Origin of the sequence: Pseudomonas sp. Irchel 3E13 (assembly GCF_900187455.1) — a bacterium.
In the GTDB taxonomy this organism is placed as follows: Bacteria; Pseudomonadota; Gammaproteobacteria; order Pseudomonadales; family Pseudomonadaceae; genus Aquipseudomonas.
In genome coordinates this window covers 32,915-47,267 of the sequence record NZ_FYDX01000006.1, presented here as the reverse complement: position 1 = coordinate 47,267, position 14,353 = coordinate 32,915, and the positions used below count along the sequence as shown (strand labels likewise).

Sequence of the window (14,353 nt, the reverse complement as noted above, 5' to 3'; positions counted from 1 at the left end):
GCCAGGAAGGCCGCCAACAGCAGAACGCACCGAATCAATGAGGACCGCACATGGCCCAGGCCACGCCCGCACTGGAAATCCGCAACCTGCATAAACGCTACGGCGACCAGGAAATTCTCAAGGGCATTTCCCTCACCGCCCGCGACGGCGACGTGATCTCCATCCTCGGCTCCTCCGGTTCCGGCAAGTCCACCCTGCTGCGCTGCATCAACCTGCTGGAAAACCCGCACCAGGGCGAAATCCTGGTGGCGGGCGAGTCGCTCAAGCTCAAGTCCGCGCGCAACGGCGAACTGGTGGCTGCCGACAACAAGCAGATCAACCGCCTGCGCAGCGAAATCGGCTTCGTCTTCCAGAACTTCAACCTGTGGCCGCACATGAGCATCCTCGACAACATCATCGAGGCCCCTCGTCGCGTGCTCGGCCAGAGCAAGGCCGAGGCCATCGAGCACGCCGAAGCACTGCTCGACAAGGTCGGCATCCACAACAAGCGCCACAGCTACCCCGCCGAACTCTCGGGCGGCCAGCAACAGCGCGCGGCCATCGCCCGCACCCTGGCCATGAAACCCAAGGTCATCCTGTTCGACGAACCCACCTCCGCCCTGGACCCGGAAATGGTCCAGGAAGTACTCAACGTCATCCGGGCCCTGGCCGATGAAGGCCGGACCATGCTCCTGGTGACCCACGAAATGGGCTTTGCCCGCCAGGTGTCCAGTGAAGTCGTCTTCCTTCACCAGGGCCTGATCGAAGAGCAGGGATCGCCGCAGCAGGTTTTCGAAAACCCGACCTCGGCGCGTTGTAAGCAATTCATGTCCAGCAACCGCTAACGGAGCAACACGCATGCAGAACTACAAGAAATTCCTCCTGGCCGCTGCCGCCACGCTGGTGTTCTCGGCCAATGCCATGGCCGCCGAAAAACTGAAGATGGGCATCGAAGCGGCCTACCCGCCGTTCAACAGCAAGGACGCCAGCGGCCAGGTCGTCGGCTTCGACAAAGACATCGGCGACGCCCTGTGCGCCAAGCTGAAAGTCGAGTGTGAAGTGGTCACCTCCGACTGGGACGGCATCATCCCGTCGCTGCTGGCCAAGAAGTACGACTTCATCGTCTCCTCGCTGTCGATCACCGACGAGCGCAAGCAGGCCGTTGATTTCACCGACCGCTACTACTCCAACAAGCTGCAGTTCATCGCGCCGAAAAACGTCGACTTCAAAACCGACAAGTCCTACCTGAAGGGCAAGACCATCGGCACCCAGCGCGCCACCCTGTCCGGCACCTGGCTGGAAGACACCTACGGCAGCGACATCACCCTGAAGCTGTACGACACCCAGGAAAACGCCTACCTCGACCTGACCTCCGGCCGCGTCGACGCGCTGCTGGCTGACAAGTACGTGAACTACGACTGGCTGAAATCCGATGCCGGCAAGAACTACGAGTTCAAGGGCGAGCCCGTGGTGGAAAGCGACGAAATCGGCATCGCCGTACGCAAAGGTGACCCGCTGCGCGAGAAGCTGAACGCCGCGCTGAAAGAAATCATCGCCGACGGCACGTACAAGAAGATCAACGACAAGTACTTCCCGTTCAGCATCTATTGATTCGCCCCGACCGGCACCGCCTTGCGCGGTGCCAGTCCCTTGAACACTCCTGCCCATGAATATTGATCTACACGGATTCGGCCCGGCACTCGCGGCCGGCACGCTGGTGACCGTCAAACTGGCGCTCTCGGCCCTTTGCCTGGGGCTGGTGCTCGGCCTGCTCGGCGCCCTGGCCAAGACCTCGCCGTTCAAACCCCTGCGCTGGCTCGGCGGCACCTACTCGACCATCGTGCGCGGCGTGCCAGAACTGCTCTGGGTGCTTTTCATCTATTTCGGCTCCGTCGCCCTGATGAGCCAACTGGGCGACCTGCTCGGGCTGCCCGGGCTGGAACTCAGCGCCTTCGCCGCCGGCGTCATCGCCCTCGGCCTGTGCTTCGGCGCCTACGCCACGGAAGTATTCCGCGGCGCACTGCTGGCGATCCCCAAGGGACACCGTGAAGCGGGCATGGCCCTCGGCCTGTCGAAAGGGCGCATTTTCTCGCGGCTGATCCTGCCGCAGATGTGGCGCATCGCCCTGCCCGGCCTGGGCAACCTGTTCATGATCCTGATGAAAGACACCGCGCTGGTCTCGGTGATCGGCCTGGAAGAAATCATGCGTCAGGCGCAGAACGGCGTGACCACCAGCAAGGAACCGTTCACCTTCTACCTGGTGGCGGCCTTCATCTACCTCGGCCTGACCGTCCTTGCGATGACAGGCATGCACTTCATGGAAAAACGCGCCGCACGCGGCTTCGCGAGGGCCAACTCATGAATTGGGAAGTCATCATCAAGTGGCTGCCACGCCTGGCCCAAGGCGCCACGCTCACCCTTGAGCTGCTGGCCATCGCCGTCATCCTCGGCCTGATCATCGCCATTCCGCTGGGCATCGCCCGCTCGTCGCGGCACTGGTACGTGCGCGCCCTGCCTTACGGCTACATCTTCTTCTTCCGTGGGACGCCGCTGCTGGTGCAACTGTTCCTGGTCTACTACGGCCTGGCGCAGTTCGAAGCGGTCAAGGCCAGCGCGCTGTGGCCGTACCTGCGCGACCCGTTCTGGTGTACCGCGCTGACCATGACCCTGCACACCGCCGCCTACATCGCCGAGATCTTGCGCGGCTCGCTGCAAGCCATCCCGCGGGGTGAAATCGAAGCGGCGCGGGCGCTGGGCATGTCCCGCGCCACCGCCATGCTCCACATCATGCTGCCGCGCGCCGCGCGCATCGGCCTGCCGGCGTACAGCAACGAAGTGATCCTGATGCTCAAGGCCAGCGCCCTGGCCAGCACCGTCACCCTGCTCGACATCACCGGCATGGCCCGCACCATCATCGCCCGGACCTACATGCCGGTAGAGATCTTCTTCGCCGCGGGCGTGTTCTACCTGGTCATCTCCTTCGTGCTGGTGCAAGGCTTCAAAGGACTGGAACGCTGGTTGCGGGTGGACGCCGCACAAGGCCGCTGACGCCCATCGCTGGCAAGCTCGCTCCCACTCCACTGTAGGAGCGAGCTTGCTCGCGAACAGCCCCCCAAACCGCCGCCCCACCACCAGGCCACCCCCATGTCCCACCTGGAAAACGACCAACTCCTCCCCCGCTTCCAGGCCCTGGACCACTTCCTCCGCCAGCACCACGCCCTCTGGCACCCGCGCCCCTTCACCACCCGGCACCTGCCGTGGGAAACCTCCCACCCGCAGCTCGCCGAATGGCTACGCGCCCGCACCCTTGAACAGGCCGAATCCGCCCACAACCAGCCGCACACCGTCCCGGCCCCCGCGCCTTACCCACAACTGGCCGCCGAAACCCAGACGCTGTCCGCCCTCGGCGACTTATCCACAATCGCCCTCACCCCGGCGCCGCCGCGCCTCAGCACCGACGTCCCCGGCCGCAAATGGCAACAGATCGAAGCCTTCGCCAGCCACCTCGACTTCGCCCGCCGTCCGAGCCACTGGCTTGACTGGTGCGCCGGCAAAGGCCACCTCGGCCGCCGCCTGCTGAACCCGGACCAACACCTCACCTGCCTGGAATACGACCCCGCGCTGGTTGCCGCCGGAGAACACCTCAGCCAGCACCACCACCTGCCGGCGAGCCACCACCTCCAAGACGTCATGGCCACAGACGCCGCCGCCCGCCTCGGTCCGGCCCACACCCCCGTGGCCCTGCACGCCTGCGGCGACCTCCACGTACGCCTGATGCAACTCGCCAGCGCCGCCGGCTGCCCGCAACTGGCCATCGCCCCGTGCTGCTACAACCGCACCGCCGGCCCGCACTACCAGCCGTTATCCACAGCCGCCCGCGCCTCCGCCTTGCAACTCGACCTCGACGACCTCGGCCTGCCCCTGAGCGAAACCGTCACCGCCGGCAGCCGCGTCCGCCGCCTGCGCGACCAGTCCATGGCCCGCCGCCTCGGCTTCGACGTCCTGCAACGGCAACTGCGCCAAACCGACGACTACCTGCCCACCCCCTCACTGCCCAGCGCCTGGCTACAAAAGCCCTTCGCCGACTACTGCCGCGACCTCGCCGACCTCAAAGGCCTGCCTATAAAGGAAGCCCCGGACTGGGACGCACTGGAAGCTGCCGGCTGGAAACGCCTGGCCGAAGTGCGCAACCTCGAACTGCTGCGCAACCTCTTCCGCCGCCCCCTGGAACTCTGGCTCGTCCTCGACCGCGCGCTCTACCTGCGCGAACAGGGCTACAACGTCCGCCTCGGCACCTTCTGCCCCCACCCCCTCACCCCGCGCAACCTCATGCTGCTGGCGGAACAACCTGTGGATAACTCTGTGCGCAACTTCACAACCAAGGTTTGAAAAAAATCCTGCCGCGTCGGATTTTTCCACTTGAGGCTTTACGGATCATCTGCTAAAGGCCAGCAAAAACAGCCATTTGGTCGCGCGACACTGTGACGCGGTCGCGTGCTTGCATGGGGTGCAAGGGGTCGATGTGGTTTGTGCATAAGCGTTAAAGCGAATTAGGCGGGAGTGCTTCAGATCAGCTTATCCACAAACCCCGCGCTCCCCTCCCCACCCAAACCCCGTAGGAGCGAGCTTGCTCGCGAAAGCCCTCCCAGCCACCGCAAAACCCAACGACACCGGCATCCAGGTTTCCAAGCGCACAAGCCCCCACAAAACGCCCCGCCAGAAACGCCAAAAGCCCCGAAATACGGGGCTCTGAACAGGATTGCAAGGAAGTGGTTTACAGATCCAAACCGATCGCTATAATGGCGGCCCTACCGCCGGTATAGCTCAGATGGTAGAGCAACTGACTTGTAATCAGTAGGTCCCGGGTTCGATTCCTGGTGCCGGCACCATATAAAACAAAGGCTTGCAGCGATGCAGGCCTTTGTTTTTTGTGTCACACGTAACAACCCACGTAACAAGAGCCTGCTTTTGGAGTGTGACCATGGATTGGATGCAGTTTGTTTCAGCTCTAGTTTCCGCCGTCGCCTGGCCGGCAGCGGTTGTTACGGTCGTCTGTCTCCTTAAAGGCCCTATCCTCGGCCTCATACCCAAGATTCGAAGCTTCAAGTACGGCGAGCTCCATGTTGACCTCACCGAAGCTTTGCAATCACTCCAGGAAGAGCTGCCAGCTGCAGCAAACGAGCCGGACGCGCAGCCGGAAGCGCCACCGCCCAAACTTTCTGTACCACTACAAATTGCCGCCGTCTCACCTAGAGCAGGGATGATCGCCGCGTGGCTCGAAGTTGAAGGTGCTTTGAACGCGGTGCTAAAGCGCGAGGGGCTGGATTCAAACACCCACGCGTTACCGCGACAGAAATTGGACCTGCTTCGCGATGCGGGCCACGTAAACGGGCCAACGTATCGGGCCGTACTACGAACATTCAAACTTCGCAACGAAGCGGTGCACATGCTGGATCGAGAAATACCCTACGACGATGCGGTCGCAATGGCAGATGTCTGCGCGCGATTGGTAGAGAGCATCAGCACCTATAGTAAGGCGCAGAGTGATTTCATCAGTGGTTGATCAACTGTTGCGCAGGATGCGGTATGCACTGATGGCCATGCGTGAAGGTGTGAGTATCTGCAGTATCGCGGTGTGATAGGCCGAGTTTTTTGGGCCTGTGCGATGTGTACGCGTATGACCAAACACCCCTTATGCGAAGCGAAAAAAAAATTAAGGTTGACCCCTTAAAAGCCTGTCAGATTTGTCAGATTTATATTCATCTACTCTATAACCCTTGTATTTCAAGCCTTTCAGCGTTTTGCATCACTGTCAGAAAGCTGTCAGCGACCTGTCAAAACCTGACGAAACAGCAGTGTCAGATTTGCTGTTTTCAACTGCTTGATTTACAAGGGTTTTTTATTTTTGAGGGAGAAACTGACACAAACATCCAACCCCGCTGTCAGAGCTGAACCCCAGTAAAAACGGGGCCTGCAGGGCACTCCCTGACAGATATCCATGGTCTGACAGGGATTTGGGGGGCAACCTAAATAAACATTAATGCGGACGCCTCGAAGCTAATGCTCAGAATGCTCAGCCGCGCACTGATCAAAGGAAGCAAGCATGCGTAAGCCAGCGTCCCAGGCAGCGGAACCCATCATCGAAATTAAGAAGAACAGTTCGACCTGGGAGGTTCATTGGGATTACCAGGAAGCCCCCGAGAGCTCCGTACTGTTCAAACGGCAGGAATACTTGGGCGGCTACATTGACGGTTCCATGGATGCGTTGGGCATTCTCCCCGCTAACGTCCTCTGCGCCAGCAGCGTGACCGGCTCGGTTAAAAAGTTGACCGAAGAGCAGGCAACAAAGCTGCGTGACGCGCTGGAACGCCTGCTGATCCCTGTTGTGCAGAATGAATTCACGCGCCTGCAGAAGCTGAATGAGCTGCCCCACCTTCGCTTGGCCGCCTCCGAATCGGTGTGAAACTCCCTGTAATGGAGCGCATCGGCTACAGCCCACAGTATTCGGGGACTCCAGAGCAAAAGGGCGTTTCGGCCATCGATCAGCGAGGCGCCTTCAAAAGAGCCCATCCAAGAATGAAAACCCACAAATTACGGCGTTTTTCATTTTTCGCCCAATGAAGCCGGGGCTTAGGCTGTCCGCTGCTGAAGCACTCCCATAGCACTGCCGTGCAGCCGCACTGCATTTCTCTTCAAAACTTTGCAATCTGTGAAATTGCCGATCGCCTGCAGAGCCCCACGGCCCGCTTGGGCTGCAGCTTCGTTTGCACTACTTCCGACTTTGCACAAAAAAAGGACACAAACCCCGTCGGCGGGAGGGGGATAAGTGATTTTTGGGATGTTTTTTTTTCGTCGACGTTAGTTTTATTGACGACCGAAGCAAGGTAGCGTTAGATGCGAAAAATTTGGCCAAGAAGTACGCTACGTGGATAGCTAAAGGAGAGGTCATGAAAGAGTTTCAACGCTATGACAAGAATTACCACCTCAACAATGCAAGATCACTAATTGAATCAGGCGAAATCAGATCATTGAGGTATGCTTGTCTAGAATTGCGCATGTTGATTGAAGCGCATGTCTACCAACGACTATTAGCTGAGATTGATGAATTACCAAAGAGCATTATAAATACCTGGCAGCCAAGCAAGGCAGTTCGACTGCATACTCAGTTCGACAAATACGCAGATATGGATTTTCAGTTGAGACTGGAGGGGGCAGGCGACACGCTGGAAGTCAACTACAACAATATAAAGTCAAGCGACCTCATAAAAATATATAACAGCCTTGGCAGCTACCTGCACCTACCAATGCCGAAGGATATTGAGACGTTTGCCATTGATAAAGAAAAAATAATTAAGTGGTGCGACAAGCTGCAAAGACTCACTGAGGGAAACTTAATTATACTGAAGATCAACTACATAACAGTCGATTGCATGCAGTGCGGAAAGCCAATTATTTACACCGACCACTATTTGAAAAACCAGAGTAAAATCGCATGCCAAAATGAACAGTGCGAAATCGAATACTCGATAACCAATAGGGATAATAGCGGTGTGCAATTGAGCGCTGACTGCAATCATTTTTCGTGTCACGTCTGCAAAGCGCAAATACCTATACCCCTTAAAAACATTACGAACGGGCACCGATTCAATTGTCTAGACTGCGGTACTGACTTTGAATTCAAGTTGATAGTACACAGCAATACGCCTCGACCATAGAATATTCAGGGGCATTTCGATAATTGCTGAGGAATAGTGGGTAGAAGCCAATGCATGCCCGAGTAATGCCGCTAAGCCAGGGAGACATCGAGCTGACCTAGGAACAGCGGCGTGAGTACCAGCCACACCGTGGCATGTGCGGGAGCAACTGACGCGCCCTGCGACCATGGCTGGACTTCCTCCACTCTACGACGCTCTATCCCGCACGGCAAAGATGGAGTATATGGTGAGCGGTTTCGAAGTAATCGACTAGTGCGCTTACGCACAGTCCTGGTGGTGCCGCCTGGCTTCAAATGAAAAAACCGCTGGAGAGCGGCTTTTGAATTTAAATCTTAGTAACGCTGGAGTATCCCAGGTTTATTCTGTAGGTACTACGACAGTTGTTGCAGCTAAACCGCTCCCAGATTTTCTCAGGAAGCACACTCATAATGCCGTCGCAACTACATCTAAAAAAGAAAGTTGCCGCCGGTTTCAAAACCTGCTCGCCGTCCTCCAGAGTTTTCTTAACCCAGTAACGCCCACAGTTATGATTACGGCACTTTACAAGTTCATCATTCTCAAACTCGCCTGCACCGATGAAGAGTTTTTCGCCGCAGTCGCATACAGCGTTGATGGTTCGTTTCAGAGCAAGGATGATTTTAGTGGACATCACATGTTCAATGTCCTTAATAATTTTTTCTAGTTTTGACGGATCTAGATCTTTAGCTTTTTCTGTCATTGACTCGTGCAGAAATGATCCAAGTTTCTGGTAGTGAGACCTGAAGACCCTCCAAGGAATAGCCCTGATATCCGCGACTTTAGACCATTCTTTGGGCAGCTCCTCGGGAGAAGACTGTAATCCATACTCTAATATGCCATCTTGATCAGAGGCTGGGTCAAATGACGCTAGCAGCTTCAATATTTGATCTGGCTGCCACTTCCCAACAATGCTCCCTGGTATCTCATCGCCATACTGCCTGAGATTTCGATACGCTATCGTTTCCAAGCAAAGCCGAAGCTCCAGGCAGGCATATCTAATTTCATGCTGTTGTGGATCAACCAGAAAATCCTTAGCACGTTGTAGCTTTGGCTTAATTTCGTAGAGATCCATTCTATTCTTCCTTGGAAAAATCAAACTATATCTCTACTGCGTCACGTCTTTCAACTTCAGCCCGAGAGCTTTAGTTAGAAGGCTCGTTTGTAAGAAATATGCAGCATTGATCGGTACCGGGCTGGAAGCGTGAACATGGCCAGCGATCTGCGTGCTCATCTGCTCTACCAGGTCGAGCAGGTCGCACAACACCTGCAACACGTTCACGTTTTCCGATCCCAGCCAGGTCTTCGCTGCGACGCTCCGGCGAATACCCTGGATCCGCTCCTGTAGGTCGCCGCCGACTGTGGCGTTCAGCTTCTGCCCCACAACCAAGTTCAAGTCCCGGCCAGTAGCTTGGTGGAGGTCGTCCACCGCCGCCAGACTCGCGGATCCGCCCGACAGCAGCTTGAGCGCGCCCAGGGCCTCGATCTTCTTGATGCCGCCCACCGTCTCCGTGCTGTGGTCGTCGACGTTCACCGTGTGGCTCTGGTACTGCTCGGTGTTGGCCAGGGCTTCCACCTCGCGCTCGACCGCCTTGTCCTGAATCTTTCCGTCCGTCTGGCGCAGCCAGTTGCCGTCCGCGTCGACGCGCTGCTGGCAGGCCTCGCTGTGCTGCCAGACCTGATCGCCCTTCGGCACCCGGGGCAGGCTCAGCCCGTGGGCCAGGATCTGCTGGATGAAGGGCTTATGCGGCAGGCCGTAAGCGAAGCCCACCACCACGGTGGTGCCCTCCTCGGGGAAACCGAACATGCCCGCTTCTTGGCCGCCCATCGGCGCCGGCAGAGGCAGGCTGGTCAGCACCGGCAGGTCCGGATCGGGCTCACCGTCCGGCAGCAGGATCTGGACGTCGACGCCGAAGCGCGGCCGGAAGTCGTCACATAGCCCGGGCGCCGCCGGCGCGTCCGGTACCGCGACAACGCGGCCGAAGCGCGGCAGGTGGTAACCACCGGTGAGTTCGGGGAATTGGCGCTCTACGCTGCGCTTGATTGCGTTGTCCATTTGATTGCCATCTGGTTGCCGGCCAGCGTCACGTTCGTGATCCGCTCGCCCTGGTTGATCGTTGCACCAGGTCGCAGCCCGGGAAGGGCCGAGATCGTGGCGCTCTGGTTGCCCTGGTACCCGTCGAACAGCTCGATCGGCAGCTGCAGCGGCGAGCGTGCGCCGAAGAAGCTATCCGCCCAACTGCCGGCGAATACCTCACCATCGCCCTGCTGCTGCCAGATGAAGTCCGGCACGCCGAACACCGTGGCCAGGTTGTCCATCGCCTGATACCCGCCGCCCAGGCTATAGAAGTACGGGGCTTTCACCTGGGCGTAGGCCTGCGCCGGCACGCGAAAGCGCAGGTCGGTCTTCTTGCTGATCTCCTCGAGCACGCCCTGCAGGCTGATGTGGCGCAGGTTGAGCGGCAGCGGCGCCTCGAGCACGGTGGCCACCTCGCGGCAGAACAGGATCTGCTGCTGGCCGTTTACCGCGGTACTGCGCTCGACGTAGCCGATGAAGTGGCGCTGTAGCGGGCTGTCGTTGTAGCCGATGTCCAGGGTCACCAGGCCCTTGATCGGCGCGCCGGCCTGGACAGTGAACGATGCCCGGCCTGGGTGACGCAGCTGCAGGCGGACTTCGTCCTGGATCAGCGGCAGCTCGGCGCCGGCGACGGTGAGCACCTTGTGGAGCTTCATGCTCATGAGGCACCGCCCAGGTAGTCATCAACGCGCTTGAGCACGGATTCGAAGCCGGTCAGCTCCTGGGCGCCGCCGGTACCGCTGCCCGACTCGCCGCCGGCACCAACAGACTGGCCCGGGGCGGACTGCGCCGTCGTGCCGTTGGCCTTGCGCCGGCTCTCGACCTTTTCCGGGTTCGACAGCTTTTCGGACAGGGTGAACTGGACGATCCACTGAGCCAGCACGTCGTCCTCGCGGGCGCTCACCCCTTCCGCGAACTGCACCTGGCGGATGCCGAACGCGGCGGCCGTGTCGTTCACGACGCGGTACGTCTTCAACTGCCCGCCGCCGACCGTGGCCTCGGCCAGGCGCATCAGGCTGCGCAGGTTGTCCTTGTCGACGTAGGGGATCGTCAGCGAAACGGTCAGGGTCTTGGGCTTGAAGCCCTTGTGCGCCTTCTCGGTCCCGCTGGTCTGCCCCGACATGTCGTCGGCTTCAATGCGCAGGTTCGCGGTGACCTTCATGCGCTTGCCCTGGACCTTCTGGCCATCGAGAAGCAAGGTCATAGGCCCACCATTTCCCGCACCAGGGCCAGGCCCGGGAGCGAGCCGACCAAGACGACGCCGGCGCTCAGTACCCATTCGTGTCCTGGTGCTTCCTCCTGCAGGAGCGCACGGCGCAACTGGCCGACGTCGCCGGGCCCGACCAGACGGGCTTTCATCCGCTCATCCGGCACGCCGCCGGCAAGCAGTGCGCGCAGATCGGCCATCTGGCCGTCACGCTGCAGTTGCTGCGAGGCCTTGCGCTGCGACAGCGCCGCGAGGTCAGCCATGGGCGAACTATCGGCCGCGTAGCCTTCCAGGACTGCGACCTGGCCGGCCATGGCCTGTTTCATCGTCTTGAGCACCGTGCAGCGCTCCATCGGCAGCGACTGCCAGCGCGGCAAAGGCCCAGCAACGGGAATTTCCCACTTTTCGCTCTCCAGGCGGGACAGTTGGCCGGCGCGGCGCTCAGCTCTCACCAGGTCAGGCATCGGCATCAAGGCATTGAACCGCGACAGGACGTTGGCCAAGTCGGCAAAGCTGGTGCCCAGGAACATGATCGACAGGGCATGAAGTTCGCCGCTGGCCTGGCCCACGGCGCCGTCCTCGAGGAGCTTGTCAGCCATCACCTGGAGCAGGTTCGGGGCCGACAGATAGCGCTGATGCCCGCGCCCTTGGCCAACCCCGCTTTGGAACGGTGTCACCAGCAGGCAGGCCGGCGCCTGGCTCAGTTGCTCCTGGAGCGCAGCCCGGCCGGCGGCGATCGCGCCCTGGGCGGCCTCGCCGACCGGCCCCGGGTTGGTCTGCACCTGGTCGGCCAGGCTGGCCAGCCGATCGCCCGTGCTGCCCAGCTCGTGACTGGCCAGCGCTTGGGCGCCGGCCAGTTGATCCATCCAGCCCGTGCTCTGCGCAGGCCATTGCATGTTTACCGACGACCAGGTCATGACGCTGGAGCCTCCCAGTGCAGCGACTCCAGTGTCACCAGGTCGCCCTCGGCCAAGGCCTCGTCGGCCAGCTGGCACTGCTCGTCGGCGCGCTGCAGGAGCTGCATCTTGAACAGCGTGAACTCGTCGCTGACTTTGCGCAGCTGCTCGGCGGTGTGCATCCGGTAGGCCTTCACCAGCCACAGATCGCGGCACGGGAACGCCATGGGCTCGCCGCGCAGCACCGCGCCGGTGAGGTTCAGTTGGTCTTCTTGTTGACTGTTGTAGCGGTGACGCTCGCCCAATGCGTTCGACCAGAAACCACCCGTGATGGTGGCCTCGCATTGGCGCTTGATCTCAGCGATGGTCTGTTGATGCAACTTTTTCAGCGCCTCGGCGGGCTCGATCCCGGGGCCCACGGCCGGAACGGCGATCGGCCGGCCAGTGGCCGGGTCCGGAACCAGCCGCATGCCCAGGGTTTCGGCGGTCAGCAGGCGGTTGTGCTCCTCCTCACCGATTTCGTGATCCCCTTCAGATATGCGAAAACCGAACCGTTGATCCTTTTCAATCCATGTTGCGTACATGGTGGCTCCTTATGCCGGTTCGCCGATCGCCAACCAATAGGCAGGCCCGACGTTGAGTGAGGTGGACTCCATGATTGCCTGGTTCTCGACAGTGAATCCGGTGGTTGTCACGCCAACCGGTGCGAAGCTGCTGGTGCGTAGCGCGCTGAAGGTCGGGTAGGTCATGTTGCCGATCACCACCGGTTCGCTGGCGTACTGCAGAGGGAAAGTGACGTTGATCGAGCCGTCCGAGGGGACGTTGGCCGTCTTGCCGAACTGCACCAGCTTGAACTGGACGCGGCCGCCGGCGCGGGACGGAATCATGATGTGGCTCGGGCTCGCAGAGCCCAGCAGACCGTTCAAGAGGATGTCGAATGTGGGGATCCTGGTCGGATAGGCACCGGTGTGAAGTTCCGAGGAGCTACCGAGACGGGAACTGTCCAATGACTCGATCCACGGCGCCCAGGTGTCGTTAAGACCGCGCCACCAAGACCGTCCAGAAAAGGTCGGGGTCGCGTAGGGCTCGGCGAACTGTTGCAGCGCCACGATGCCTGGCGCATAGCCCCGCACGTATACGCGCACGTAGTAATACTGATCGTCGCCTGGCCCACCCGGGTTCTTACCGTGAACGAGCTTGTAGTGCAGTCCCTCCGAAGTAATTGAATTCCAGTGCGTCGTTGCCGGCTCGACCTCCGAGACAATCCTGAAGTGACGGCTGGTCGCCGCCGTGGGGCTTCCGTAGTCACCCGGAATGAGCGCATCGGTGACGCCGAGGTCGCGGATTTTGATCGGGCGGGAGCCCCCCGTGACCTGGCCCCGGGTGTTGACCGACACCTGCGTGTAAGGACCGGCAGGCGTGCCCAGGTTGAACCCTTCGGCCAGCCGGCGCAGGGCCTTAGTGGTCGCCAGGATATAGCTGCTGTCGCTGTCTGGGTCGTCGCTCTTTGCGTTCGGCAAATTGCCCAGGCCGACGTCGTCTGCGGTTGTGGCCCGAGCGCGCAGGTTCGGGTAGTCGCCGACGCGGGCGGCGAAGTGCTGGATCAGCGGGCCGGTGATCGACTCCACCGATCGCCGGTCAGTGATGACGCCGGCAGCGGAGATATCGGCAAGCGCGACGCAGTAGTGAAGCACGCCGGAGGCGTCGGTGTAGTCGCTCATCGCGGCGCCGAAACTCACTTTCCAGGCCGCGACGACGTCGCTCAGCTCGCGCTGCAGCGCGACATCGAGCCAGACGGTGGTCGGGTAACTGGTGGGGGTAATAGGAACCGTCGCACCGCTGTAGACCCGAACGCCTTCGATGTAGGCGACGCCACCGCCCAGGACGTACGTCGTGTTGACCTTGTTGACCTGCAGGCCGGTATCAAAGAAACAGGCGCGGCCGAAGACGTCCCGATTGCACAAGCGCTCGCGCTCATCAATGCCCTTCAAACGCACGGTGAAGTCGTGCTGCCAGGTCTTGGCGTCGATGGTGATCGCCGTCAGCGCCTTGGCGCCGTCGAAGGCCACCAGGAAGTTGCGGGTGATGTTGTTGCCCACCTGCAGCGGCGGGATGTTCTTGCGCTTCTGCTGCAGCGGGACGTGGGCAGCGGCAAACAGCGTGCCGTCCTCGGCCTCAAGGCCAATCCAGTTGAAATCCCAGTCGCCCAGGTCGGACCCGAGCTGGCAGCTGTAGACGACCTGGTTCGGGTTGACGTAGCCAGCGTTTTCCTGGGGCATTTCGTAGGTGTGGACGATGCGAGCGGCCGAAGGTCTGCCGGCGGCGGTACGGTCGACCGCCGCGTTAGGGTCAAGCCCGGGCACGTTGGCAAAGAGGAAGCGACGAATCACCAGCGGCTGGCGGGCGGCTTGCTGGCGGGCGATCAGGCTTTCCCCGGCGAGGGTAATAGTGGCCATGGAGGCTC

General features: G+C 60.3%; 15 protein-coding genes and 1 tRNA gene. 9 read left to right on the top strand and 7 right to left on the bottom strand.

The window, feature by feature from the left end; all coding sequences use genetic code 11:
* Positions 1-50 precede the first annotated feature (50 nt).
* The 9 genes from CKW37_RS11325 to CKW37_RS11285 all read left to right on the top strand — a co-directional run bounded on the left by CKW37_RS11325 (position 51) and on the right by CKW37_RS11285 (position 7,694).
* Positions 51-824, top strand: a complete 774-nt coding sequence (locus CKW37_RS11325; protein WP_095155779.1) for an ABC transporter ATP-binding protein — start codon at positions 51-53, stop codon at positions 822-824.
* A gap of 13 nt (positions 825-837) precedes the next feature.
* Positions 838-1,590 (top strand): ABC transporter substrate-binding protein, encoded by a 753-nt coding sequence (locus CKW37_RS11320; RefSeq protein ID WP_095155778.1) that lies wholly within the window; start codon positions 838-840, stop codon positions 1,588-1,590.
* Between the two features lie 55 nt (positions 1,591-1,645).
* Positions 1,646-2,341 (top strand): ABC transporter permease, encoded by a 696-nt coding sequence (locus CKW37_RS11315; protein ID WP_095155777.1) that lies wholly within the window; start codon positions 1,646-1,648, stop codon positions 2,339-2,341.
* Positions 2,338-3,027, top strand: a complete 690-nt coding sequence (locus CKW37_RS11310) for an ABC transporter permease (RefSeq protein WP_095155776.1) — start codon at positions 2,338-2,340, stop codon at positions 3,025-3,027. The genes CKW37_RS11315 and CKW37_RS11310 overlap by 4 nt, the downstream gene beginning before the upstream one ends.
* Positions 3,028-3,123: 96 nt before the next feature.
* Positions 3,124-4,368: a methyltransferase gene (locus CKW37_RS11305; protein ID WP_095155775.1), complete on the top strand. Its 1,245-nt coding sequence runs from the start codon at positions 3,124-3,126 to the stop codon at positions 4,366-4,368.
* A gap of 424 nt (positions 4,369-4,792) precedes the next feature.
* A tRNA-Thr gene (locus CKW37_RS11300) sits at positions 4,793-4,868 on the top strand.
* Positions 4,869-4,960: 92 nt separating this feature from the next.
* On the top strand, positions 4,961-5,542 hold the full coding sequence (locus CKW37_RS11295) for a hypothetical protein (protein ID WP_095155774.1): 582 nt from the start codon (positions 4,961-4,963) through the stop codon (positions 5,540-5,542).
* A gap of 540 nt (positions 5,543-6,082) precedes the next feature.
* A complete protein-coding gene (locus tag CKW37_RS11290) occupies positions 6,083-6,442 on the top strand; it encodes a hypothetical protein (RefSeq protein ID WP_095155773.1) in 360 nt (119 codons plus the stop codon).
* 484 nt (positions 6,443-6,926) lie between these two features.
* Positions 6,927-7,694, top strand: a complete 768-nt coding sequence (locus CKW37_RS11285; protein ID WP_095155772.1) for a hypothetical protein — start codon at positions 6,927-6,929, stop codon at positions 7,692-7,694.
* Between the two features lie 325 nt (positions 7,695-8,019).
* Here the strand turns inward: CKW37_RS11285 and CKW37_RS11280 are convergent, their stop codons facing one another.
* The 7 genes from CKW37_RS11280 to CKW37_RS11250 are packed head-to-tail and all read right to left on the bottom strand — an operon-like array spanning position 8,020 to position 14,345.
* Positions 8,020-8,784 carry a hypothetical protein gene (locus CKW37_RS11280; RefSeq protein ID WP_095155771.1) on the bottom strand — a complete coding sequence of 255 codons (765 nt, stop codon included), beginning with the start codon at positions 8,782-8,784 and terminating at the stop codon, positions 8,020-8,022.
* A 33-nt stretch (positions 8,785-8,817) separates the two neighbouring features.
* Positions 8,818-9,765 carry a hypothetical protein gene (locus CKW37_RS11275; RefSeq protein ID WP_095155770.1) on the bottom strand — a complete coding sequence of 316 codons (948 nt, stop codon included), beginning with the start codon at positions 9,763-9,765 and terminating at the stop codon, positions 8,818-8,820.
* Positions 9,738-10,448: a hypothetical protein gene (locus CKW37_RS11270; protein WP_095155769.1), complete on the bottom strand. Its 711-nt coding sequence runs from the start codon at positions 10,446-10,448 to the stop codon at positions 9,738-9,740. Before CKW37_RS11270 ends, CKW37_RS11275 begins: the two co-directional genes overlap by 28 nt.
* Positions 10,445-10,990 (bottom strand): DNA-binding protein, encoded by a 546-nt coding sequence (locus CKW37_RS11265; protein WP_095155768.1) that lies wholly within the window; start codon positions 10,988-10,990, stop codon positions 10,445-10,447. The genes CKW37_RS11270 and CKW37_RS11265 overlap by 4 nt, the downstream gene beginning before the upstream one ends.
* The gene (locus CKW37_RS11260) at positions 10,987-11,910 is read right to left on the bottom strand and encodes a hypothetical protein (protein ID WP_095155767.1); all 924 of its coding nucleotides are present in this window, start codon (positions 11,908-11,910) and stop codon (positions 10,987-10,989) included. Before CKW37_RS11260 ends, CKW37_RS11265 begins: the two co-directional genes overlap by 4 nt.
* The gene (locus CKW37_RS11255) at positions 11,907-12,473 is read right to left on the bottom strand and encodes a hypothetical protein (protein WP_095155766.1); all 567 of its coding nucleotides are present in this window, start codon (positions 12,471-12,473) and stop codon (positions 11,907-11,909) included. The genes CKW37_RS11260 and CKW37_RS11255 overlap by 4 nt, the downstream gene beginning before the upstream one ends.
* 9 nt (positions 12,474-12,482) lie before the next feature.
* Positions 12,483-14,345 (bottom strand): phage tail protein, encoded by a 1,863-nt coding sequence (locus CKW37_RS11250; RefSeq protein WP_095155765.1) that lies wholly within the window; start codon positions 14,343-14,345, stop codon positions 12,483-12,485.
* Between the last annotated feature and the right edge of the window lie 8 nt (positions 14,346-14,353).

Coding starts and splice junctions, on each gene's coding strand:
- CKW37_RS11305 (WP_095155775.1), top strand. CDS start 3,124: ATGTCCCACCTGGAAAACGACCAACTCCTCCCCCGCTTCCAGGCCCTG.
- CKW37_RS11290 (WP_095155773.1), top strand. CDS start 6,083: ATGCGTAAGCCAGCGTCCCAGGCAGCGGAACCCATCATCGAAATTAAG.
- CKW37_RS11320 (WP_095155778.1), top strand. CDS start 838: ATGCAGAACTACAAGAAATTCCTCCTGGCCGCTGCCGCCACGCTGGTG.
- CKW37_RS11275 (WP_095155770.1), bottom strand. CDS start 9,765: ATGGACAACGCAATCAAGCGCAGCGTAGAGCGCCAATTCCCCGAACTC.
- CKW37_RS11285 (WP_095155772.1), top strand. CDS start 6,927: ATGAAAGAGTTTCAACGCTATGACAAGAATTACCACCTCAACAATGCA.
- CKW37_RS11315 (WP_095155777.1), top strand. CDS start 1,646: ATGAATATTGATCTACACGGATTCGGCCCGGCACTCGCGGCCGGCACG.
- CKW37_RS11260 (WP_095155767.1), bottom strand. CDS start 11,910: ATGACCTGGTCGTCGGTAAACATGCAATGGCCTGCGCAGAGCACGGGC.
- CKW37_RS11250 (WP_095155765.1), bottom strand. CDS start 14,345: ATGGCCACTATTACCCTCGCCGGGGAAAGCCTGATCGCCCGCCAGCAA.
- CKW37_RS11280 (WP_095155771.1), bottom strand. CDS start 8,784: ATGGATCTCTACGAAATTAAGCCAAAGCTACAACGTGCTAAGGATTTT.
- CKW37_RS11310 (WP_095155776.1), top strand. CDS start 2,338: ATGAATTGGGAAGTCATCATCAAGTGGCTGCCACGCCTGGCCCAAGGC.
- CKW37_RS11325 (WP_095155779.1), top strand. CDS start 51: ATGGCCCAGGCCACGCCCGCACTGGAAATCCGCAACCTGCATAAACGC.
- CKW37_RS11270 (WP_095155769.1), bottom strand. CDS start 10,448: ATGAGCATGAAGCTCCACAAGGTGCTCACCGTCGCCGGCGCCGAGCTG.
- CKW37_RS11255 (WP_095155766.1), bottom strand. CDS start 12,473: ATGTACGCAACATGGATTGAAAAGGATCAACGGTTCGGTTTTCGCATA.
- CKW37_RS11265 (WP_095155768.1), bottom strand. CDS start 10,990: ATGACCTTGCTTCTCGATGGCCAGAAGGTCCAGGGCAAGCGCATGAAG.
- CKW37_RS11295 (WP_095155774.1), top strand. CDS start 4,961: ATGGATTGGATGCAGTTTGTTTCAGCTCTAGTTTCCGCCGTCGCCTGG.